Annotated in this window: 18 protein-coding genes; 6 read left to right on the forward strand and 12 right to left on the reverse strand. The window is 60.9% G+C overall.

What is annotated here, in order from left to right; translation table 11 throughout:
- Positions 1 to 9: 9 nt before the first annotated feature.
- Positions 10 to 1,194, reverse strand: coding sequence for a thiolase family protein (locus LOY69_RS21385; RefSeq protein WP_102880485.1), 1,185 nt, complete (start codon positions 1,192 to 1,194; stop codon positions 10 to 12).
- A 103-nt stretch (positions 1,195 to 1,297) separates the two neighbouring features.
- Positions 1,298 to 2,821: a polyphosphate:AMP phosphotransferase gene (pap, locus tag LOY69_RS21390; protein ID WP_102880486.1), complete on the reverse strand. Its 1,524-nt coding sequence runs from the start codon at positions 2,819 to 2,821 to the stop codon at positions 1,298 to 1,300.
- Between the two features lie 148 nt (positions 2,822 to 2,969).
- Between pap and mnmC the strand changes: the two genes are divergently transcribed.
- The 5 genes from mnmC to LOY69_RS21415 all read left to right on the forward strand — a co-directional run bounded on the left by mnmC (position 2,970) and on the right by LOY69_RS21415 (position 10,295).
- Positions 2,970 to 4,946, forward strand: a complete 1,977-nt coding sequence (gene mnmC, locus LOY69_RS21395; protein ID WP_265073568.1) for a bifunctional tRNA (5-methylaminomethyl-2-thiouridine)(34)-methyltransferase MnmD/FAD-dependent 5-carboxymethylaminomethyl-2-thiouridine(34) oxidoreductase MnmC — start codon at positions 2,970 to 2,972, stop codon at positions 4,944 to 4,946.
- Positions 4,947 to 5,149: 203 nt separating this feature from the next.
- Entirely contained in the window at positions 5,150 to 6,922 is a 1,773-nt protein-coding gene (locus LOY69_RS21400) for an N-acetylglutaminylglutamine amidotransferase (protein ID WP_265073569.1), read from the forward strand.
- A 3-nt stretch (positions 6,923 to 6,925) separates the two neighbouring features.
- Positions 6,926 to 8,671: an N-acetylglutaminylglutamine synthetase gene (ngg, locus tag LOY69_RS21405; protein WP_265073570.1), complete on the forward strand. Its 1,746-nt coding sequence runs from the start codon at positions 6,926 to 6,928 to the stop codon at positions 8,669 to 8,671.
- A gap of 126 nt (positions 8,672 to 8,797) precedes the next feature.
- A complete protein-coding gene (locus LOY69_RS21410) occupies positions 8,798 to 9,982 on the forward strand; it encodes an osmoprotectant NAGGN system M42 family peptidase (RefSeq protein WP_102880490.1) in 1,185 nt (394 codons plus the stop codon).
- Between the two features lie 85 nt (positions 9,983 to 10,067).
- Positions 10,068 to 10,295: a YheU family protein gene (locus LOY69_RS21415; RefSeq protein ID WP_025127101.1), complete on the forward strand. Its 228-nt coding sequence runs from the start codon at positions 10,068 to 10,070 to the stop codon at positions 10,293 to 10,295.
- A 35-nt stretch (positions 10,296 to 10,330) separates the two neighbouring features.
- Here LOY69_RS21415 and LOY69_RS21420 read toward each other — a convergent pair whose 3' ends face one another.
- On the reverse strand, positions 10,331 to 10,663 hold the full coding sequence (locus LOY69_RS21420) for a YnfA family protein (protein ID WP_016964115.1): 333 nt from the start codon (positions 10,661 to 10,663) through the stop codon (positions 10,331 to 10,333).
- A 64-nt stretch (positions 10,664 to 10,727) separates the two neighbouring features.
- Positions 10,728 to 11,543, reverse strand: coding sequence for an SDR family oxidoreductase (locus tag LOY69_RS21425; RefSeq protein WP_016964116.1), 816 nt, complete (start codon positions 11,541 to 11,543; stop codon positions 10,728 to 10,730).
- A gap of 307 nt (positions 11,544 to 11,850) precedes the next feature.
- Here LOY69_RS21425 and LOY69_RS21430 point away from each other — a divergent pair, with 307 nt between their 5' ends.
- Complete coding sequence (locus LOY69_RS21430) at positions 11,851 to 12,003, forward strand: DUF3309 family protein (protein WP_007945780.1); 153 nt, start codon at positions 11,851 to 11,853, stop codon at positions 12,001 to 12,003.
- Positions 12,004 to 12,089: 86 nt separating this feature from the next.
- Here the strand turns inward: LOY69_RS21430 and LOY69_RS21435 are convergent, their stop codons facing one another.
- From LOY69_RS21435 to LOY69_RS21470, 8 genes are all read right to left on the reverse strand, one after another.
- Positions 12,090 to 13,049 carry a fimbrial protein gene (locus tag LOY69_RS21435; protein ID WP_170001871.1) on the reverse strand — a complete coding sequence of 320 codons (960 nt, stop codon included), beginning with the start codon at positions 13,047 to 13,049 and terminating at the stop codon, positions 12,090 to 12,092.
- 7 nt (positions 13,050 to 13,056) lie between these two features.
- A complete protein-coding gene (locus tag LOY69_RS21440; RefSeq protein ID WP_262379375.1) occupies positions 13,057 to 15,549 on the reverse strand; it encodes a fimbria/pilus outer membrane usher protein in 2,493 nt (830 codons plus the stop codon).
- Positions 15,550 to 15,782: 233 nt separating this feature from the next.
- Positions 15,783 to 16,520, reverse strand: a complete 738-nt coding sequence (locus LOY69_RS21445) for a fimbria/pilus periplasmic chaperone (protein WP_170001875.1) — start codon at positions 16,518 to 16,520, stop codon at positions 15,783 to 15,785.
- Between the two features lie 55 nt (positions 16,521 to 16,575).
- Positions 16,576 to 17,100 (reverse strand): fimbrial protein, encoded by a 525-nt coding sequence (locus LOY69_RS21450; RefSeq protein WP_170001877.1) that lies wholly within the window; start codon positions 17,098 to 17,100, stop codon positions 16,576 to 16,578.
- Positions 17,101 to 17,455: 355 nt separating this feature from the next.
- On the reverse strand, positions 17,456 to 19,543 hold the full coding sequence (locus tag LOY69_RS21455) for an LTA synthase family protein (RefSeq protein WP_102880495.1): 2,088 nt from the start codon (positions 19,541 to 19,543) through the stop codon (positions 17,456 to 17,458).
- A gap of 339 nt (positions 19,544 to 19,882) precedes the next feature.
- Positions 19,883 to 20,074 (reverse strand): PLDc N-terminal domain-containing protein, encoded by a 192-nt coding sequence (locus LOY69_RS21460; protein WP_102860821.1) that lies wholly within the window; start codon positions 20,072 to 20,074, stop codon positions 19,883 to 19,885.
- 84 nt (positions 20,075 to 20,158) lie between these two features.
- A complete protein-coding gene (locus LOY69_RS21465) occupies positions 20,159 to 20,689 on the reverse strand; it encodes a hypothetical protein (protein WP_102860820.1) in 531 nt (176 codons plus the stop codon).
- Positions 20,690 to 20,804: 115 nt separating this feature from the next.
- On the reverse strand, positions 20,805 to 21,323 hold the full coding sequence (locus tag LOY69_RS21470) for an ankyrin repeat domain-containing protein (RefSeq protein WP_102880496.1): 519 nt from the start codon (positions 21,321 to 21,323) through the stop codon (positions 20,805 to 20,807).
- Between the last annotated feature and the right edge of the window lie 6 nt (positions 21,324 to 21,329).

Raw genomic sequence — 21,329 nt, forward strand, 5'->3', positions numbered from 1 at the left:
ACTACAAAGCTAACGGACTGCCTCAAACAACCCGGTGGCGCCCATGCCGCCCCCCACGCACATGGTGACGATGCCATACCGCAGCTTGCGCCGCTGCAACTCACGCACCAGATGCCCCACCTGACGGGAACCGGTCATGCCAAACGGATGGCCAATGGCAATCGAGCCACCATTGACGTTGTACTTGGCGTTATCGATCTCCAGCCGGTCGCGGGCATACAGGCACTGGGACGCAAAGGCCTCATTGAGTTCCCACAGGTCGATGTCATCCACCCTCAGGCCCTTGGCCTTGAGCAGCTTGGGCACCGAGAACACCGGGCCGATACCCATTTCATCAGGCTCGCAGCCGGCCACGGTAAAGCCGCGGAAGAACGCCTTGGGCTTGAGTCCCAGGGCCAGGGCCCGCTCCAGGCTCATCACCAGGGTCATCGAGGCACCATCGGACAGCTGCGAAGAGTTGCCCGCGGTGACCGAACCATCCTCGGCAAACACCGGCTTGAGCGCCGCGAGATTCTCCAGAGTGGTGTCGGGGCGGTTGCAGTCGTCACGATCCACCACGCCGTCAACCATCTGCACCTGTCCGGTGTTCTTGTCCTCGACCTTGTACTTGACCGTCATCGGCACGATCTCGTCGCTGAACAGGCCATCAGCCTGGGCCTGGGCGGTACGTTGCTGGCTTTGCAGGGAGTAGAGGTCCTGGGCCTCGCGGCTGACGTTGTAGCGCCGGGCGACCACTTCGGCGGTCTGGCCCATGGGGAAGTAGATGCCCGGCACCTGCTCCTTGAGCAGCGGGTTGATCAGGTTGTCGGTATTGACGCTCTTCATGGTCAGGCTGATGGACTCGACGCCACCGGCAACGATGATGTCGCTGCAGCCGGAGGCGATCTGGTTGGCGGCGATGGCGATCGCCTGTAGGCCTGAAGAGCAGAACCGGTTGAGGGTCATGCCCGCGGTGCCAGTGCCCAGCGCCGAGAGCACGGCAACGTTGCGACCGATATTGAAACCCTGGGCGCCTTCATTGGAGCCGGCGCCGACGATGCAGTCCTCGACACTGGCCGGGTCGATGCCGTTGCGAGCGAGCAGCGCATTGACGCAGTGAGCGGCCATGTCATCCGGACGGGTCTGGTTGAACTTGCCGCGAAAGGACTTGGCCAGGCCAGTCCGTACGCTGTCGACGATCACCACTTCACGCATGACGCACCTCACTGTTGTTGGCGGCAGGAAAGAGCATCGAGCATAGATCCCCCTCCTCGCCCACCGCGACAATCATTCACTGGGCGTATGCGCGACCATCGGTCTACTTCTTGTCCTTCTTCTGTTTCTTGTCGTGCTTGTCGGAACGCTCGAACGCGGTCTCCAGGGCCCGGTTGATGGTGCGCAGGACCTTGACCCGTGCCCAGCGCTTGTCGTTGGCCTCCACCAGCGTCCAGGGCGCCACTTCGGTGCTGGTCCGGTCCACCATGTCGCCGACAGCGGCGCGATAGTCACCCCACTTGTCGCGGTTGCGCCAATCGTCCTCGGTGATCTTGAAGCGCTTGAAGGGAATCGCCTCCCGTGCCTGGAAGCGCTCCAGTTGGGTGTCCTTGTCGATGGCCAGCCAGAACTTCACCACGATCACCCGGGCATCGGCCAACTGCTCTTCGAAGTCGTTGATCTCGCTGTAGGCCCGCAGCCAGTCAGTGGGCTGACAGAAGCCCTCGACCCGCTCCACCAGCACCCGGCCGTACCAGGAACGGTCGAAGATGGTGAACTTGCCGCGCGCCGGAATATGCCGCCAGAAACGCCAGAGGTAAGGCTGCGCCCGCTCATCTTCAGTGGGCGCGGCAATCGGCACGATGCTGTACTGGCGCGGGTCGAGCGCCGCCGCGACGCGGCGAATGGCGCCGCCCTTGCCGGCCGCGTCGTTGCCTTCGAACACTGCCACCAGGGCATGCTTGCGCATGCGCTTGTCCCGCAGCAAACCGGCCAGACGCGCCTGCTCGGTAATCAACTGTTCCTCGTAGTCGTCCTTGTCCAGGTGCTGGGTCATGTCCAGGCTGTCCAGCAGACTCAGTTGATCCACCGCTGTCGGCAACGGCGCGGCATTGACCTGGGTCGACTTCAATGGCTGACGGCTCAAGGCATTCTGCAATCCTTCCAACAGAATCCGGCCCACAGTGAGGCTGCGGTAATGCGGATCGACGCCCTCGATCACATGCCAGGGCGCGTAGTCACGACTGGTGCGGCGCAACACCCGCTCGCCGTACTTGACGAACTTGTCGTAGGTTTGCGACTGCTGCCAGTCCAGCGGGCTGATGCGCCAGCTGTGCAACGGGTCATCCTGCAAGGACTTGAGGCGGTCCTTCATCTGTTTCTTGGACAGGTGAAACCAGAACTTGAAGATCAGCGCGCCTTCATCGCAGAGCATCTTTTCCAGGCGTTCGGCGCCATTGATTGCCTGGTCCAGGCGCGGGTCCTTGATCTCGCCATGCACCCGGCCCTGGAGCATCTGGCTGTACCAGTTGCCGAAAAACACCCCCATGCGCCCCTTGGCCGGAAGCATCCGCCAGTAACGCCAGGCCGGTGGCCGGGACAGTTCCTCGTCGGTCTGCTGGTCGAAGGTGCGCACCTCGATCAGCCGCGGGTCCATCCATTCGTTGAGCAGCTTGACCGTCTCGCCCTTGCCCGCGCCCTCGACACCATTGATCAGCACTATCACTGGAAACTTGGCCTTCTGGCGTAGCTCGAACTGGGCTTCGAGCAAGGCCTCGCGCAGGGCCGGCACCTCGGCATCGTAGGTTTCTTTGTCGATGGCGTGACCGATTTCAGCGGATTCGAACATGGGTGGCTCCCTTCCAAGAATTGTCCAAGACTAGCGGATGGACCTCGGCCAAGGAAAACAAATCCCTGAACCCGCCGCGGCTTGCCGTGGATCAGGCACAGGGTCGGTGATCGGCTAGAATGGCCGCCTTGCGCCAAACGAGCCGAACATGACACCTGAACTGCCCCACGCCCAGCTCGACTGGGACGACCAAGGACGCCCGCGCTCGCGGGTCTTCGATGATGTGTACTTCTCCAGCGACTCGGGCCTGGATGAAACCCGCCATGTGTTCATCGAACAGAATCGCCTGCGGGAGCGCTTCGCCGCGCTCGAGGCAGGCGAACAATTTGTCATCGGTGAAACCGGCTTCGGCACCGGGCTGAATTTTCTCTGCGCCTGGCAGTTGTTCCAGGAGCAGGCGCCGGCCACTGCCCGGCTGCATTTCGTCAGCGTGGAAAAGTACCCCCTGAGTCCGGCCGACCTGCAACGGGCCCTGGCCCTGTGGCCGGAACTGGCGGACCTGAGCCAGCAGCTGCTCAAGCACTACGTCGCCGTGCACGCTGGCTTCCAGCGCATCGTGCTGGACGATGGCCGGGTCACCCTGACCCTGCTAATCGGCGACGCCCTGGAGCAGTTGCCGCAACTGGACGCGCAGATCGACGCCTGGTTTCTCGACGGCTTCGCCCCGGCAAAGAACCCCGACATGTGGACCCCGGAACTGTTCGCCGAACTGGCGCGCCTGGCGGCGCCGGGCTCCACCCTCAGCACCTTCACCAGCACCGGCTGGGTACGTCGCCTATTGAGCGCGGCGGGCTTCAAGATGAAGCGCACTCCGGGCATCGGTCGCAAATGGGAAGTGCTGCGCGGCGACTTCCTCGGCTGGCCGGAAGACACGCCGCCGCCAGCCCGAGCCAAGCCTTGGTTCGCCCGCCCGCCGGTCCAGGCCAAAACCGCGCTGGTGATCGGCGGCGGGCTGGCCGGTTGCGCCAGCGCCGCCAGCCTCGCTGCCCGCGGCTGGCAGGTGCAATTACTGGAACGCCATGAACAGCTGGCCCAGGAAGCCTCGGGCAATCCGCAAGGGGTGCTTTACCTCAAGCTTTCAGCCCACGGCACGGCACTGTCGCAGATGATCCTCAGTGGCTTCGGCTACACCCGACGCCAACTGGAACACCTGCAACGCGGCCAGGACTGGGACGCGTGCGGGGTGCTGCAACTGGCGTTCAATCCCAAGGAGGCCGAACGCCAGGCGCAGTTGGCCGCGGCCTTCCCCACCGACCTGCTGCGGCTGCTGGATCAGCCAGAGGCCCAGGCCCTGGCCGGCATCGGCCTGGACCACGGCGGCCTGTTCTATCCCGAAGGTGGCTGGGTGCACCCGCCGGCCCTGTGCCAGTGGCAGGCCAAGCATCCGCAGATCCGGGTCCTGACTCATCAGGACGTGCTGGAGTTACGCCGGGTCGACCAGCAATGGCAAGCCTGGGACGGCGAACGGATGCTGGCCAGTGCGGCGGTGGTGATCCTTGCCGGTGCCGCCGAAATCAAACGCTTCCCGGCCAGCGCCGAATTGCCCCTCAAACGTATTCGCGGGCAGATCACCCGCCTGCCACAGACCGCGCACAGCCAGAGCCTGGCCACCGTGGTCTGCGCCGAGGGTTACGTCGCTCCGCCGCGACTGGGCGAGCACACCCTGGGCGCCAGCTTCGACTTCAAGAGCCAGGACCTGACGCCGACCACTGCCGAACATGCCGGTAACCTTGCGATGCTGCGGGAAATTTCCAGCGACCTGCTGCAACGCCTGAACGCCGAACAGTTGCCCCTGGACCGCCTGCAAGGCCGCGCAGCCTTCCGCTGTACCAGCCCGGACTACCTGCCCATCGTCGGTCCTCTGGCGGACCCGGAAGCGTTCGCCGACACCTACGCCGCCCTGGGCAAGGATGCGCGCCAGGTGCCGGACCTGCCCTGCCCCTGGCTCGACGGCCTGTACATCAACAGCGGTCATGGTTCTCGCGGGCTGATCACCGCGCCGCTGTCCGGCGAACTGCTGGCCGCCTGGCTGGAAAACGAGCCGCTGCCACTGCCCAGGAGCGTGGCCGAGGCCTGCCATCCCAATCGCTTCGCCCTGCGTCGCCTGATTCGCGGCCAGGCCTGAAGCAGAGCGGCGGCGCTGATTTTTCAGCGCCGCCCATGACCGCTAGCCAGCACGACCGACTCCATCCAACAGCCCGCCCCCGCTCAACTGCTTATAACCGATCGATCTAAAACTCCCGAGTTATGCACAGGTCAGTTTCCAGGTAGCCGCCCTTTTGGCGACTGCGGATTGACTCTCCCCAACGGAAAAACCGGTAAGGACTTATGTGCGGATTAGCTGGCGAATTACGCTTTGATCATCAACCTGCCGACCTGGCAGCGGTTGAACGAATCACTCACCACCTGGCCCCCCGTGGCCCCGACGCCTGGGGCTTTTACAGCCAGGGCCCGATCGCCCTCGGCCATCGGCGGCTGAAAATCATGGACCTGTCGGACGGCTCGGCGCAGCCCATGATCGACAACCAGCTGGGGCTGTCCCTGGCCTTCAACGGCGCGATCTACAACTTCCCCGAATTGCGCGCCGAACTGGAAGCCCAGGGCTACGCCTTCCATTCCGGCGGTGACACCGAAGTGCTGCTCAAGGGCTACCACGCCTGGGGCGCCGACCTGCTGCCCAAGCTCAACGGCATGTTCGCCTTCGCTATCTGGGAGCGTGATGCCCAGCGCCTGTTCATCGCCCGCGACCGCCTCGGGGTCAAGCCTTTGTACCTGTCGCGCAGCGGCCAGCGGCTGCGCTTCGCCTCGGCCCTGCCGGCCTTGCTCAAGGGCGGCGATATCAAGCCGATCCTCGACCCGGTGGCGCTCAACCACTACCTGAACTTCCACGCTGTGGTCCCGGCGCCGCGCACCTTGCTGGCGGGCATCGAAAAACTGCCACCGGCCACCTGGATGCGCATCGAGGCCGACGGCCGCAGCGAACAGCAGACCTGGTGGTCCCTGCCCTACGGCCCCCGTGCCGACGAGTGCAACCTGACCCTGGAAGACTGGCGCGACCGGGTACTGGACAGCACCCGTGATGCCGTGGCCATTCGGCAACGGGCGGCGGTGGACGTCGGTGTGCTGCTCTCTGGCGGTGTCGATTCCAGCCTGCTGGTAGGCCTGCTGCGGGAGGTAGGGGTGGACGATCTCTCGACCTTCTCCATCGGTTTCCAGGATGCCGGCGGCGAACGGGGCGACGAGTTCCAGTACTCGGACCTGATTGCCAAACACTACGGCACCCGACATCACCAATTGCGCATCGACGAGCACGAAATCATCGAGCAACTGCCCGCGGCTTTCCGTGCCATGAGCGAGCCGATGGTCAGCCACGATTGCATCGCCTTCTATTTGTTGTCCCGAGAAGTGGCCAAGCACTGCAAGGTGGTGCAAAGCGGCCAAGGCGCCGACGAACTGTTCGCCGGCTACCACTGGTACCCACAAGTGGACGGCGCCAGCGACCCGTATGCCGCCTACCGCGCGGCCTTCTTCGACCGCAGCTACGACGACTACGCGGCCACCGTGCAGCCGCAATGGCTGACCGCACACGACGCCGCCGGTGAATTCGTCCGCGAGCATTTCGCCCAGCCTGGCGCCGATGCGCCTGTGGATAAGGCCCTGCGCCTGGACAGCACAGTGATGCTGGTGGATGACCCGGTAAAACGGGTGGACAACATGACCATGGCCTGGGGCCTGGAGGCACGGACGCCGTTCCTCGACTACCGCCTGGTGGAGCTGTCGGCCCGGGTGCCGGCGCGTTTCAAGCTGCCGGACGGCGGCAAGCAGGTGCTCAAGGAAGCGGCGCGGCGGGTGATCCCCAGCGAGGTGATCGACCGCAAGAAAGGCTACTTCCCGGTGCCGGGCCTCAAGCACCTGCAGGGCGACACCCTGAACTGGGTGCGTGAACTGCTGCTGGACCCGAGCCAGGATCGCGGCCTGTTCAACCCGGCCATGCTTGATCGCCTGCTGACCGATCCCCAGGGCCAACTGACGCCCCTGCGCGGCTCCAAGCTGTGGCAACTGGCGGCCTTGAACCTGTGGCTCAGCGAACAAGGAATCTGATCGATGAAAGCTCACGCCACGGCATACAGCCAACGCCTGCTGCGCGGCCAGGCGCCGTCCTATGAACGTCTGCAAGCGCGCTTTGCCGAAGACGGCAGCGAACCCGGCAATGAACCCATCGCCGTGCATTGCGGCTGGGGCCGACTGCTGATCGGCCATACCTTTCCCAACCCCACCCGCCTCGCCGAGGAGTTGCTCAACGAGCGTCCCGGCGAGCGCGACATCGCTCTGTATGTGGCGGCGCCGCAACAGGTGCTCGGGCTGGAACCGGCGCAACTGTTCCTTGACCCTTCCGACACCCTGCGTCTGTGGTTCAGCGACTATCGCCAGGCCACCCGGGTGTTTCGCGGCTTCCGTATCCGTCGGGCCCAGAGCGAATCGGACTGGCAGGCCATCAATCAGTTGTATCAGGCCCGGGCGATGCTGCCCATTGATCCGAAGCTGCTGACTCCGCGCCATCAGGGCGGTCCGGTGTACTGGCTGGCCGAGGACGAAGACAGCGGCGCGGTGATCGGTAGCGTCATGGGCCTGAACCACCACAAGGCCTACCAGGACCCGGAACACGGCAGCAGCCTCTGGTGCCTGGCGGTGGACCCCGATTGCAGCCGTCCGGGTGTGGGCGAAGTGCTGGTGCGGCACCTGATCGAACACTTCATGAGCCGCGGCCTGAGCTACCTCGACCTGTCGGTGCTGCACGACAACCGCCAGGCCAAGAACCTCTACGCCAAGCTGGGCTTTCGCACCCTGTCGACCTTCGCCATCAAGCGCAAGAACGGCATCAACCAGCCGCTGTTCCTCGGCCCCGGCCCCCAGGCGGACTTCAATCCTTATGCGCGGATCATCGTCGAGGAGGCCCATCGCCGCGGCATCGATGTGCAAGTGGACGACGCCGACGCCGGGCTGTTCACCCTCAGCCACGGCGGCCGCCGGGTACGTTGCCGGGAATCCCTGAGCGACCTGACCAGCGCCATCAGCATGAGCCTGTGCCAGGACAAGAGCCTGACCCACAAGGTGCTCAAGGGTGCCGGTCTGAACCTGCCCGCTCAGCAATTGGCGGGCAACGCCGACGACAACCTGGAGTTTCTCGACGAGCACCAGCGGGTGGTGGTCAAGCCGTTGGACGGAGAACAGGGCCAAGGCGTAGCCGTGGACCTGAGCACGATTGAAGAGGTGCAGTGCGCCATCGACCAGGCCCGCCGCTTTGACAGCCGAGTGTTGCTGGAAAGCTTCCACGAAGGGCTGGACCTGCGCATCCTGGTGATCGGCTTTGAAGTGGTGGCCGCAGCCATCCGCCGTCCCGCCGAGATCATCGGCGACGGTCGGCATTCCATTGGCGCCTTGATCGAGGCCCGCAGCCGCCGACGCCAGGCGGCCACCGGCGGCGAAAGCAAGATCCCCCTGGACGCGGAAACCCAACGCACCCTGCATGCCGCCGGTTACGACTACAACAGCGTGCTGCCGGCCGGCGAGCGGCTGTTCGTCCGGCGTACCGCCAACCTGCACACCGGCGGCACCCTGGAAGACGTCACCGGCCTTCTCCATCCGACCCTGGCCGACGCCGCCATCCGCGCGGCCCGGGCCCTGGACATTCCGGTGGTCGGCCTTGACCTGATCGTGCCGGCAGCAGACCAGCCGGACTACGTGTTCATCGAAGCCAACGAGCGCGCCGGGTTGGCCAACCACGAACCGCAGCCCACCGCCGAGCGTTTTATCGATCTGCTGTTTCCCCACAGCCAACCGGCGCTTTGATTCTTCGCCGGCCAGCCGGCTCCTGCCCTCATTCGTAGGAGCTGGCTCGCCAGCGAAGGCGCCACCAGGCTCTCCATCCATGCCCTCATCGAAACCATCGATGGCCTTTTTTCATCAGGAGTTTCCATGACCCGCCCGATTCCCCAACCGGACCTCGCCTACCTGCAGAAAGTCCTCCTGGAAATGCTCGCCATTCCCAGCCCCACCGGCTTTACCGACACCATCGTGCGCTACGTCGCTGAACGCCTGGAAGAACTGGGCATCCCCTTCGAGCTGACCCGACGCGGCACCATCCGCGCCACCCTCAAGGGCCAGAAGAACAGCCCTGACCGGGCCGTCTCGGCGCACCTGGACACCATCGGCGCCAGCGTCCGTGCAGTGAAGGACAACGGCCGCCTGACCCTGGCCCCGGTGGGCTGCTGGTCCAGCCGCTTTGCCGAGGGCAGCCGGGTCAGCCTGTTCACCGACAACGGCGTACTGCGCGGCAGCGTGCTGCCGCTGATGGCCTCCGGCCACGCCTTTAACACCGCGGTGGACGAGTTGCCCATCAGTTGGGACCACATCGAACTGCGCCTGGACGCCTACTGCACCACCCGCGCCGACTGCGAATCCTTAGGCATAGGCGTGGGCGACTTTGTCGCCTTCGACCCGTTGCCGGAGTTCACCGAAAGCGGCCACATCAGCGCCCGGCACCTGGATGACAAGGCCGGCGTCGCCGCCTTGCTGGCGGCGCTCAAGGCCATTGTCGACAGCGGTGAAAGCTTGATGATCGACTGCCACCCGCTGTTCACCATCACCGAGGAAACCGGCAGCGGTGCGGCGGCGGCCCTGCCCTGGGATGTCAGTGAATTCGTCGGCATCGACATTGCTCCGGTCGCACCGGGCCAGCACTCCAGCGAGCATGCGGTGAGCGTGGCCATGCAGGACTCCGGCGGCCCTTACGACTATCACCTGTCCCGGCACCTACTGCGTCTGGCCGCCGAGCACGAACTGCCGGTGCGCCGCGACCTGTTCCGCTACTACTTCAGCGACGCCCACTCGGCAGTCACCGCCGGCCATGACATCCGCACCGCCTTGCTGGCCTTTGGTTGCGACGCCACCCACGGCTACGAGCGCACCCATATCGACAGTCTGGCGGCACTCAGCCGCTTGCTCAGCGCCTATATCCTCAGCCCGCCGGTGTTCGCCAGCGATGCACAGCCGGCCCAGGGCTCCCTGGACCGCTTCAGTCATCAGCTGGAACACGACACACAGATGGAGAGCGACACTCGGGTGCCCTCGGTGGACAGCTTGGTGGGCAACAAGTCCTGAACCGCGACCCGGGGTTTGTGCGCGCTACAACTGGCGGCACGCCCCCGGGCGCAGTAGCATCCGGGATTGTTTTTCGGAGGCCCCCATGCTGATTCCCCACGACCAACTTGAAGTCGACACCCTGACCCGTCTGATCGAAGACTTCGTCACCCGCGAGGGCACCGACAACGGCGATGAGACGCCTCTGGAAACCCGCGTGCTGCGGGTTCGTCAGGCCCTGAGCAAGGGCCAGGCGGTGATCGTTTTCGATCCGGACAGCGAACAGTGCCAGTTGATGCTCAAGCACGACGTGCCCAAAGAGCTGTTCGACTGATGCCTGGACCGGCCCAAACCTTTGGGCCGGGATGCTCAACCGTTGGAAAAGCGCGGGCCGAACAGAATCACACTGGCCCCGATCACACACAGTGCCAGCCCCAGCCAGTCCGAGCCCAGGGGCCGCACCCGCTCCACCACCGCCAGCCAGCCAATGGACGCAACAATATAGATGCCACCGTAGGCGGCGTAGGCGCGCCCGGCATAAGTGGCTTCGACTTTGGTCAGCAACAGGGCGAACAGGGTCAGGCTGATCAGGGCGGGAATCACCCACAAGGCGCTCTTGCCCTGGCGCAGCCACATCCAGAAGGCATAGCAGCCGGCGATTTCAAACAGCGCGGCGAGGAAGAACCACAGGTAATTGAGCATGCAAGGTCTCGTCAGGATTGCCAGGTGCCGGCAACCCTAACGAGGCCATGGCGGTGGAGCAAGCTCAGTGGGCCCCTTGTTTGGCCTTGGCGCGCATCTTGTCCGCCATCAGGGTCATTTCGTCGTACAGCGCCTGAGGGTTTTTCTGCTTCAGGGCCCAGGCCATGCGCCCCTGCTCGTGGGGCAGGATCATGAACTGGCCGGCGTTGACCTGGGTGTGGATGTAATCAGCAATCTGGGCGGCGGTAATCGGCGAGCTTTCCAGCAATTTGCCCACCTGGGCCTTCATCGCCGGGGTCGGACCACGGAAGGAGTCCAGCAGGTTGGTCTGAAAGAATGACGGGCAGACCACGTGCACGCCGATTTCCTGCTGCGCCAGCTCGACCAGCAGGCTCTCGGACAGCGCCACCACTCCGGCCTTGGCCACGTTGTAGTTGCTCATGGCCGGGCCCTGCATCAAGGCGGCCATGGAGGCGATGTTGATGATCTTGCCCTTGCTCTGTTCCAGCAGCGGCAGAAAGGCCTTGCAGCCCTTGACCACGCCCATCAGGTTGATCGCGATCTGCCAGTCCCAATCCTCCAGGGACAGCTCGCTGAAGAACCCGCCGGACGCCACGCCAGCGTTGTTGACGATGATGTCGATGCCGCCGAACTTCACTTCGCAAGCCTGGGCGAAGGCGGTCAACTGGCTGTAATCACGCACATCGCAACGCTGCACGAAACCGTCGCCACCGGCGGCGCGTACCAGCTTCAGGGTTTCCTGCAGGCCCGCCTCGCTGACATCGGACAAGGCCAGCCGCCAGCCATCGCGGGCCCAGCGCAAAGCGATTTCGCGACCCAGGCCGGAGCCGGCGCCAGTGATCATCATGCGATTTTGCATAAGAGTTGCCTTGTTGTTCCGGGGAAGATGGGCCGCAGTGTAGCGAAGGCCCCTGCGCCACCCACGCACCATCAGGGTGCTGAATGCCCCGGGCAAACCGCTGGCCGGGTGAACGCTGGCGCGCCAGCGCAGCGCAACCCGTGACAGACGTAAAGGAAATAACCCAAGTAGCGCATTGCATTAAAAAGTTTGGAATTTTCTCGATAGGCGCAGAGTCGGATTTATTAAGCGCCTGGCTTTATTCATGAAGCCAAGTTGTCTTTGAACAACCGCGTTGTTCAACACTCTTCAATTTAAGGAAACCACCATGGGCACCATTCTGATCGTTATTCTGATTTTGCTGCTGATTGGCGGCCTGCCGGTATTCCCCCACTCCAGAAGTTGGGGTTATGGCCCTTCGGGAATCATCGGTGTCGTGCTGGTGGTGCTCTTGGTGTTACTGCTGCTGGGCAGGATTTGAATCAGCCAAGAGTTAAATCGTGTGCCAAACAGCGCCCTGCCTGAGAGGGCGCTTGCACAGTTCACATGCAAATAGAAAGCGCCTATCTATTCATACATGAAGGTGACCGTGGCGTTGATTGCTACATAACCAGCAGTCGGCGTAACGTAATTTACATAAAAGGCGGTGAACGGGATGCTCAGGGCTTCATCATCAACACTGGTTGGCGTGGTCTTGAACTCTGTCCGGGTCGCGAGCTTTTGTATGAGCTTGCTGCTCGCATCGCCTTGGGCAAGGACCACCCCCACGCCCCTGGCCATGCCTGGCCCCTCGCTATTCCTCAGAATGCTCCCGATGCTGATGGCGTCCATGCGATAGGCCACCTTCACGCCTTTGTCACACTTGAGATCGATCGAGAACGTCGTCTGGCCTACCGGGCCTTGAATGGACAAGAGTTTACTCAGCGGGACGGTAGGCAAAGTGACCGTTTGCACCGGGCGGGCGACCGCACAGCCACTGCGTTGAGCGTTGTACGTCACGCCATTGAATAAAATCTCATTGCTCAATTGGTTGTGGTAATAATTCCTGATCTTGTGATCGAGGAACTTCCCCGAGCTGATGGGGCCAGTCTTTACCAGTTCCAACTTGAACTTGTGCGGTGGTGAATAGGTACCGGGGTTTAGTCGACGCTCAAACCTGGGCCACTCCATGTACACATCACCCTCGTGGTACCAGAGAATCCGCATGCCAATACCCGGTACTCCGGTCTCATAGACATGCTCGTAGGCGGTCTTGGTCGCCCCCCCGACAAAGCCATAGTCAAACCAAAGCCCATTGCCACTACAGGTCATGGTTGTTATGCCCTGGTTTATTTCCTTCACCAGAATAGTGCTGCCCACCGGAATGTCACGAGGAGGCTTGAGCATGGCGAAGTCGGCACTGGTGAAGTGTGTCGACAGTGGATTTCCGGTGCATGTGTTGGCCCACACCTGATTGCCGTGCAGAGCCGTCAACAGAAACCACGCGACCAAGGACCATCGGTTGTTTAGCAGGACGTTGATGTTCATCCATTACCTACCTGTTTGAGATTCGGCTGCCCGTATGGCAGGGCAACTCCAATTGCTGGTAGTACTCGTCGTTCTGGGAGGGATCGCTGGGCATGCGATACGACGCGAGGCAGCTCTGCCCTGCTCCCCACTGAATCAACAACTGGCCCTGACCTTCCAGCCCGCGGACAAAGGCTCGGCCGCCCTGCCCGACCTGAGTCAACACTTCACCCGCAGGCCCCAGGACTTGCGCCCCCAGGGGGATCATCTCGCCATCGTCGCGCACCAGTTTGAGCAGCATCGCCCGCCCCACCACGGTCGGATAACGCAACATGACCACAGCGCCCGCGCGCGGAGCGACCTGCTGCGAGGTCATCTCCAGCTCGACATCCCGGGACGTGCCTTTGGGGTCCAGGGCCATGTCGTTGCGTCGATAAGGCGTCAACCCCGTCACCACCGCATAGCCGTTATCAGCGATTCGAGTAGTCGCGTTACTGAGCACCTGAGCCCCCTTGGCCCCGGCGGCTTCGAGCACGGCCATGGTTTCGCCCTGACCCGAAGTTGCGTTAATACCTCCCGGGTGCGCGACCAGAGTGCCTTGCATGGCAAAGTTGGCTTGCTGATAGTTCTCTCCGCGGCTGGCGCCCAGGCTGTAATTGGCATGGGCCGCGTCATAACGCAGGTTTGCGCCATAGTTGCTGGTGCCCTGCCCCTCATAACGGTCACGTGAACCGTAGAGGCTGTAACCGACCTGGCCGCTGTCGCCGAGATTGCCACTCAAGGAGGTATTGACGCCGTGGTTGCCCCTGCCGTCGTAACTGATGGACGAGTTCAGATAGGGTGAATACCGGCTGCGCCCCAGGGGCAAGCTGATACTCAGCAGATACTGATTGTCCATGTTGCCGCCACCGCTGCGGGTGCGACTGGCGCTGAAACTGAAGCTCCCCCAGTTGAAGCTGTTGGAGTAACCCACCTGATAGCTCAGATCCCGTCCCTGATCGCGATTCCAGTAGTTTTGCGCCAAACCGGAAAAGTTCAGTTGCCCCAGGCGTTCGCCTATCGGCTGGCTCAGGCTCAACTGCAGCCGACTGCGTTGCTTGAACGACAGGTTTTGCGACGGGCTGTCCTGCAAGCGAGCGTAATCGTCGAAGTTCAGATAGCCCTCACTGGAAAAACGGTAGGCCGCCACGCTGAAGTTAGTGGAGGTGGTTTCAATCAATTTGTTGTAGGACAAGCGCAGGCTGCGGCCGCTCAGTTGCGCGCGGCCACCTGCAGGCGCATCGCTCAAGCCTGAAGCCTGGGAATGGGTCAGGTCCATCGCCACCGCTCCCAAAGCAGTGCTCAAGGCCGCCCCTCCCTGCCAGGCTTGATAGTCCTGAGCCAGGAGACTGCCGCCATAAGCGGTCCACAGGTTGGACAAGCCGTGCTGATAGGTTCCCTGGACAAAACCGGGCAGCCTATCAAGGCTGTCATCGCGGTAGCGTCCGGCGCTCAAGCTGAAGCGCGAGCTGCCGGGACGCAGCAGCTGGGCCATCGAGGCATAAGGCACCACAAAACTTCTGGTCCGCCCATCTGCCTCGGTGATGGTGACATTGAGGTCACCGGCGTAACCGGCGCTGTTCAGATCGTCAATGGCAAATGGCCCGGGAGACACCGTGGTTTCATACAACAGATTCTGCCCCTGGCGCACGCTGACCTTGGCGGTGGTATCGGCGACGCCACGCACCACAGGCGCAAACCCGCGCATCGAATCAGGCAACATGCGCTCATCGCTGCTCAGTTGTATGCCGGTAAAGGAAAAACTGTCGAACAGATTGCCGGGGGTATAGAACTCCCCCAGGGTCAACTGGGCCTGGGCCGCAGTGATATCGCGCTGCACATAGCTACTCAAGGCGTTGTACTGACTGCTCCGACCGGAACTTGCCTGGCCATCGTAGCGATAGGAGCCATTGTGTCGCAGGCGCCACTGGCCGAGGTTCAGCCCCGTGTTCAGGCCGCTATAGAACTGACGACTGCGTTGTCCGTTGCTACGGTTCTCGGACAGGTTGTTGCTATAGCCGAGAAAGCCTGCATTGACCCCCGCATCCCACTCTTTGGGAGACACATAACCGCGCTTGGTCCGGCTCAGGTACAGCTGAGGAATGGAAAGATCGGCACGCAAGTCGGCCATGTCCACTTCCAGACGCCCCTGAGGCACGATTTCATCGGGCCCCAGGCACTCGGCCGCCCGAGCCAGGGCGGCCTGATCCTCGGGCAGTCGGGTGAAATCAACGCCAAGCTGCTCCAGCAAAGCCGGTGGCAGACAAGGCTCGACCTTAGAGCCATCGGCCGAGGTCCTGAGGAGGATTTCTTCAGTCCCAACGCGGTTCTGGTTGAGATACAGGTCAAGGCGATAGGTACCAGGCGTCAGCGGATTGCCTTGTTCATAGATGGACAGGTCAAGCGTTTCTCCACGGCTGTTGCCAAAAAATGCCGGATTGAAACGAATAGGCTCGTCAGCCGCGCTGATGTCAATGACCATCCATGATCCGATCAGCATCATGCTTCCCAGAATAAAACCATCACGCACAACCAAACACTTTCTAGAGCAAGCAAGTACGCAAATCACAACTAACAAAAAAACTTTTGACAAAGCACTCATCTAACCTGCCCGAACAGCCAGTACGATAGGTCAATGACGAAAATACCGAGGCAAATGCCTCAGCACGAAAATTAAGCAAGGGATAAAACCAAGAACTTTTCTGGAGTACTTTATTATTGCAGCTTGGCCTCAACGCGCATATTTGCTCCAAAATCGTTGATCCATTCGTACATCACACCCACGTCGAAATCCGAGGTGTTTGGTGATTGTTCAAAAACAAAATCAGCAGAAGATTTTGGCGCAACCATATGACTTTTCACTGTTAGAACACGACCATTTTTAAGCTTTAACTCAACCGAGTTAAAAGACACATGAAAGGCTCCATCATTGTGCACCTGCAAGACAGTGTTCTTACCAGATCTGGATAAATTCCAGCGCAGTTTCTCCGCGCTTTCAGTGGCGCTTCCCGGAAGATTCGCAGGACGGAAAAACAGCTTCAGACGCGTACGAAACGCCAGTTGCATGTGATTGCCGACCTGCGCACTCGCCAGTGGTGGCACATCCAACACATTGAGCCAGAACACCGACTCACGATCCTTGGGCAAATTAGTTGACGGTACGAAGGCAATCCGCAGCGACTGCCCCTTATCGGGATCAATCCGCACCATCGGCGGCATTACTATGAAAGGTGTATCGACCTCATCCGGTTTGGCATCGACGCGGCCATCGTCGATCCAGGTCTGCACCAAAGCTGCTTGTTGCCCCTTATTGCTCAGCCTGAGAGAAACCTCACGCTCCTTGGCTGGATAAACAATTCGCGTGGCATCAACCACCACGCTGGCCTGGACGAATAGAGAGCACAACAAAATGGCGATACCGGTAATCAGACGTGAAACGAAACAACAAAACATGGGCTCTATCGCTCACAGGATTAAGCCTTGAAGCTCGGGCTTCAAGGCTTTGATTTCACTCGTAAACAAGGTCAAAGGTTAGTTCGGCTTTAACATCACCTGCTGTCACCGGGACATCACCTGCCAAGTACCGAGCAGCTAATACGAATTGCGCAGCAGTTTCATTTACAGACACAGGCTCAAAAGAGGGGTTAGTAGCAGGCCAGGTCAATAGATCAATAGGATTACTTTGATGATCAAGCAGTTGAATCATAGCCGTGGAACCACCGGGAACACTATTTTTAAGGGCGCCTGTTATATGGTGCACTTGGGAAAAATCAGGACTAAGCATTCCTTTCAACTTAGTGCCATCACACCCCGACACGTTAATAAGAATAACTTTTTCACCTGCGTAACTACCAGGTTCTTTAAGAGCCTCGGTACTAACGGGATTCATTGCAACTTCATTAAGCCCGTCCACTTGACATGTTGTGGGTACGACCTTCCCCTCAAACTTCAACAGCACATCATATGCAAAAGCACTGTTTGCCGCGAAGAATAGAGCTGATACAACACCCGCCGCCAAACGAAACTTTTTCATTTAACTCTCCCTTTAACCATCATCATGGCGTACTACCCATAACATCATTTAATAATCAATGCTGCGTGCCAGATCTGGAGTGCTGTACGTATCCGTCCGGGCCGAAGCGGATGCGATCATCACCGTTTGTTGTATTGGCTAACATCAGATGAATCCTAAAACCCGAGAAAGCTCCCATTACCAGGCAAGAAACAGACTATTCGCCAAGCAACTTTTCCTAAGAAAACCAGGAAATACCTCAAGAAGGCGCAATGGATTGACCTATCGACAGGCAAAAAAAAACACCCCATCAGGGGTGTTTTCCTTATGACTCAGATCCTGCCAGCCCTCTGCAAGGGGCCGGCAAGTGCAGCTGTCAATCCGGCTTGCCGTTGACCACGCCGGCCGTGTTGTCGATCAGACTCTTGGTCGCAGTCTGCAGGAACGACTCCAGCTTCTGTTTGAGTTGCGCCTCATCGGCGGCTCCGGAAATCAGCTCGCCGCCAGGGGTTGCACCCAGTTCGTACTTGTACAGTCTGGGCGGCATTTCCTTGGGCAACACCAGCACCCGATCCGCCGTCAGCAGCGCCACGGTCTGATCGCTGCCCGACGGTTTGACCACGCCAAAACCCTTGTCGCCTTCGGGCAGGTTGAGCAGGTCACGCCCCCAGCACTGGTGCAACACATCACCACCGAGGCGGCCCATGATGGTGGGCACGATATCGATCTGCGTGCCCACGGTGTGGTCGCGCTGGCCGAACTTCTCCTGGATACCGGGTGCAATCATCAGCATCGGCACGTTGAAACGACCCAGGTCCATTTCGGTGATCTGTTGCTCGTTGCCGAAACCGTGATCGCCGACCACGACGAACAGCGTCTCCTTGAAGTACGGCTCCTTGCTCGCCTTCTCGAAGAACTGGCCCAACGCCCAGTCGGAGTAGCGCATGGCGGTCAGGTGCTCATTGAGGCTACCGCGGTCGGTGACCTTCTCCACTGGCAATGGCGTCGGCAATGCGTACGGGGTGTGGTTGGACAGGGTCTGCAGCAGGGCGTAGAACGGCCCCTTGCCTTCACGGGCCTTCAACTCTTCCAGGCCACGGTTGAACATGTCCTGGTCGGACACACCCCAGGTCGGGTCGGAGAACACCGGATTGACGAAGTCATTGCGACCAATGAAGTTGGTCATGCCCTGGTTGCTGAAGAACCCCGACTGGTTGTCCCAGGCAAAATCACCGTTGTAGACATACACATCGTCATACTGGCGGGCGCTCAGCAACTGCGGCAGGCCAGACAGTTTGTGGCTGCCTTCCGGGGTCTGCATCAGGTATTCAAAGCCTGGCAGGTTGGGGAAGCAGGCCATGGTGGCGAACATGCCCTGGTGGGTATGGGTGCCATTGGAGAAGAAGCGGTCGAACAGCAGGCCTTGTTTCGACAGTTTGTCGAAGTAGGGAGTGATCTCCCCAGGACGTCCCAGCGCGCCCACCGAATGCCCGGCGAAGCTTTCCATCAGGATCACCACGACGTTCTTGATCGGCAGGGTCTTGTCCGCATCCGGCGTGTAATTACGGCGCACGGCGGCGATGTCCGCATCCACCAGTTTGTCGTTCGGCACCAGCAGCATGTCGCGTACGGTCTGTTGAGCCAACGGCTGAGGCAAGCTCGCCTTCCAGATATTGGTGCGGTCTTCGGAGAAGCGATCCTTGGCTGCCGCCATCAACTGCAGGGTGCCGTTGAGGCCCAGCTGGTTGGCGAAGTTCGATTCGGTGGTGTAGACATCCCCCCAACGCATCGGCGGACCCTGGCGCAGGGTGCCACGAGCCGCCACCACACAGATCAGCAGGCAGACCACGAATACCGCAATACGTGCATACCAGGGCGCAACCTGGCGTGCGCCGACATTGCCACCGCTGAACGGACCGCGAGGCCGAGTGGCACGGTCGGCCCACTTGAACGCCAGGCTGAGGATCCAGGCTCCCACGACCCAGGCCAGCAGGTAGCGAACCACAGGGAAACCGTACCAGAGCATGCTCATCACGGTTTTCGGGTCCTCCTTCACATACTGGAAGACCAGACCGTTGAGACGCTGGTGGAACTCACGGTAGAAATCCATCTCCATCAGGCCAAGGAACAAGGCAATGCTGGAGGTCACCGTCAGCCACAAGCGCAGCAGCCCGCGAGCCGCCATGGCCCGGGCACTGAGCATGGCCAGCACCAACGGTACGCTGAGGTAGACCACCAGCCGCAGGTCAAAACGCAGCCCATTGGCAAACGCTTCGAGGAAGGTCGAAGCCGGGGTGTCGAGAATCATCTCGCGGTTGTAGATCAACAGCGCGACGCGCAACAAAGAAAACATCACCATCATGACCAGCGCGCACAGCAGCGTGTAGGCCAGATGGGATTTGACGGTCGGTTGCAGCAGGCGATTCGAGGATCGCTGCTGACTCAGGGCATCCGAGTTTGCCATGTGGTTTTAGGACCCATTGGAAGTTTAAGTTGCAGAGAAAAAGTGGCGTTCTGCCCTCTTTTTGTCGCCAGGGCGACGGGGATTACGCGGTGCGCAGATGTTGCACGATCACTGAAGGCATTGCCATTGATTAGTGGGCGCTCCCCACAAGCCCAGCTCCTACGGCTCTGGAACAACAGATTGCCGGGCTTCGCACCAGGGGAAAAACGCCGGCGAATTGTCTTTGAGGCCTTGTGAAAATTTCGTTCAACGCATGTTTAGTCACACAAAAAAGGGCCTGGCGGCCCTTTTTTTCCATCGCCGGCCATGATGCCGGGGCTGTTCGTCACGTGTACTGGTTCAGAGCCTGACATTACCTCGGGGACCGGCAATGGCCCAGATGATCAACCCAAGTACGGGAAGGAAGATGATCAACAACACCCAGACAATCTTCATCCCGGTTTCAGCGCTGCTTTTCAGCACGTTGATGATGGCCCAGATATCCAGGGCCAGAATGATCAGGCCAACCAGGCCATTGAAGGTGGAACCCATGGTGTCGCTCCCAAATGAAGGTGTGCCTCTTTAGGATAGTCGCGCTGAATCAGGGTTCCGTTTTATTCCACCGCTATGGCGGATTCAGACGTGCACGGCAATCTTCAGCGCTTCCAGGGCCGGCGCTGCGGCGATACCGACTTCGGCACACAGCTCCAGCACTCGCGGCAGGTCATTGCCGTAGACCAGCACCATCTGCAGTTCGTCATCCAGCAACTGGCTGAAATTCATCAGCACATAGCCGCCGTTTTCCGGGTTCATGCTGCCCATCTGGATCTGGATGCGGTTCAAGGCCGTCAAGGCTTCGATCTTCGCCAACTGCTTGGGCTTGATGTTGAAAGGCACGTCCTTGCCGAAAGACGCGACGATCTGTGCGAACAGATCGACATAAGTGTCGGCCTGAAACAGCACAGTCTCCGGCAGGCTGCCGACCACCACCCACTCGCCCAGGGGAATGGGGAAGCTGTCGTCGTAGTTGATGTCCGGATTGGCCGCCAGGAACGCCTGGGGATCGGCGTAGGCCTGGGCCGCTTCGTCGGCGATCTGCTGGATCTCGGCATCGCCCATGCACCCGGAGCTGATTTTGCTGATGAGTTCGATAAGGGCGGTTTTCATGGGGACATCCTGAAGACAAGGAAATTCGAGGGCGCGAAGGATAGCCTAAAGTGCGCCCCCAGACCTACGCCTGTGACGCGGGCCTGGGGCCCTCGCCCCCTCGGACCTTGACGGCTCAGGCCAGGAGTTTTTCCAGCTGTGCGGCAGTGTCCTGCGCGCCCATGGTCTTGGCGGCTTCCAGGGCACTGACACCATTGCTGTCGCGAGCCTTGGGATCGGCGCCCTGGCTGATCAGGTAGGTGACGATTTCCGTGCGGTTGAACATCGCTGCCATCATCAGCGCGGTACGCCCGTCAAAGGACGAACCTTCCACTTGAGCTCCGCCTTCCACCAGGGCCTTGACCACCGCCAGGTCGCCCTTGAAGGCGGCGCCGGCGATCGGGCTCTGGCCATTGTCGTTGCGGATCTCGGGATCGGCCTGGTGCTTGAGCAGCACTTGCACGGCGTCCACATGCCCGTGATAGGCGGCCAGCATCAGCAAGGTGTCACCCTTGTGGTTGCGCAGGTTGACCGGCAGGCCACTGGCCGCCAGCTTGTCGAGCATCTGTGCGTCACCCTGACGGGCCACGTTGAATACCTGTTCGACAAACTGGGCGGCCTCTTCTTCAGTCATCTGGCGGCTTTTGTCGGTCATCGGAAA

Origin of the sequence: Pseudomonas sp. B21-059 (assembly GCF_026016285.1) — a bacterium.
In the GTDB taxonomy this organism is placed as follows: Bacteria; Pseudomonadota; Gammaproteobacteria; order Pseudomonadales; family Pseudomonadaceae; genus Aquipseudomonas; species Aquipseudomonas danubii.

Bases quoted from the DNA above. Each gene is read 5' to 3' on its own strand.
- LOY69_RS21425 (WP_016964116.1), bottom strand. From the start codon at position 11,543: ATGCAAAATCGCATGATGATCACTGGCGCCGGCTCCGGCCTGGGTCGC.
- LOY69_RS21460 (WP_102860821.1), bottom strand. From the start codon at position 20,074: ATGGGTTCCACCTTCAATGGCCTGGTTGGCCTGATCATTCTGGCCCTG.
- LOY69_RS21430 (WP_007945780.1), top strand. From the start codon at position 11,851: ATGGGCACCATTCTGATCGTTATTCTGATTTTGCTGCTGATTGGCGGC.
- LOY69_RS21465 (WP_102860820.1), bottom strand. From the start codon at position 20,689: ATGAAAACCGCCCTTATCGAACTCATCAGCAAAATCAGCTCCGGGTGC.
- LOY69_RS21455 (WP_102880495.1), bottom strand. From the start codon at position 19,543: ATGGCAAACTCGGATGCCCTGAGTCAGCAGCGATCCTCGAATCGCCTG.
- mnmC (WP_265073568.1), top strand. From the start codon at position 2,970: ATGACACCTGAACTGCCCCACGCCCAGCTCGACTGGGACGACCAAGGA.
- LOY69_RS21440 (WP_262379375.1), bottom strand. From the start codon at position 15,549: ATGGTCATTGACATCAGCGCGGCTGACGAGCCTATTCGTTTCAATCCG.
- LOY69_RS21385 (WP_102880485.1), bottom strand. From the start codon at position 1,194: ATGCGTGAAGTGGTGATCGTCGACAGCGTACGGACTGGCCTGGCCAAG.
- LOY69_RS21420 (WP_016964115.1), bottom strand. From the start codon at position 10,663: ATGCTCAATTACCTGTGGTTCTTCCTCGCCGCGCTGTTTGAAATCGCC.
- LOY69_RS21470 (WP_102880496.1), bottom strand. From the start codon at position 21,323: ATGACCGACAAAAGCCGCCAGATGACTGAAGAAGAGGCCGCCCAGTTT.
- ngg (WP_265073570.1), top strand. From the start codon at position 6,926: ATGAAAGCTCACGCCACGGCATACAGCCAACGCCTGCTGCGCGGCCAG.
- LOY69_RS21450 (WP_170001877.1), bottom strand. From the start codon at position 17,100: ATGAAAAAGTTTCGTTTGGCGGCGGGTGTTGTATCAGCTCTATTCTTC.
- LOY69_RS21435 (WP_170001871.1), bottom strand. From the start codon at position 13,049: ATGAACATCAACGTCCTGCTAAACAACCGATGGTCCTTGGTCGCGTGG.
- LOY69_RS21415 (WP_025127101.1), top strand. From the start codon at position 10,068: ATGCTGATTCCCCACGACCAACTTGAAGTCGACACCCTGACCCGTCTG.
- LOY69_RS21400 (WP_265073569.1), top strand. From the start codon at position 5,150: ATGTGCGGATTAGCTGGCGAATTACGCTTTGATCATCAACCTGCCGAC.
- LOY69_RS21410 (WP_102880490.1), top strand. From the start codon at position 8,798: ATGACCCGCCCGATTCCCCAACCGGACCTCGCCTACCTGCAGAAAGTC.
- pap (WP_102880486.1), bottom strand. From the start codon at position 2,821: ATGTTCGAATCCGCTGAAATCGGTCACGCCATCGACAAAGAAACCTAC.
- LOY69_RS21445 (WP_170001875.1), bottom strand. From the start codon at position 16,520: ATGTTTTGTTGTTTCGTTTCACGTCTGATTACCGGTATCGCCATTTTG.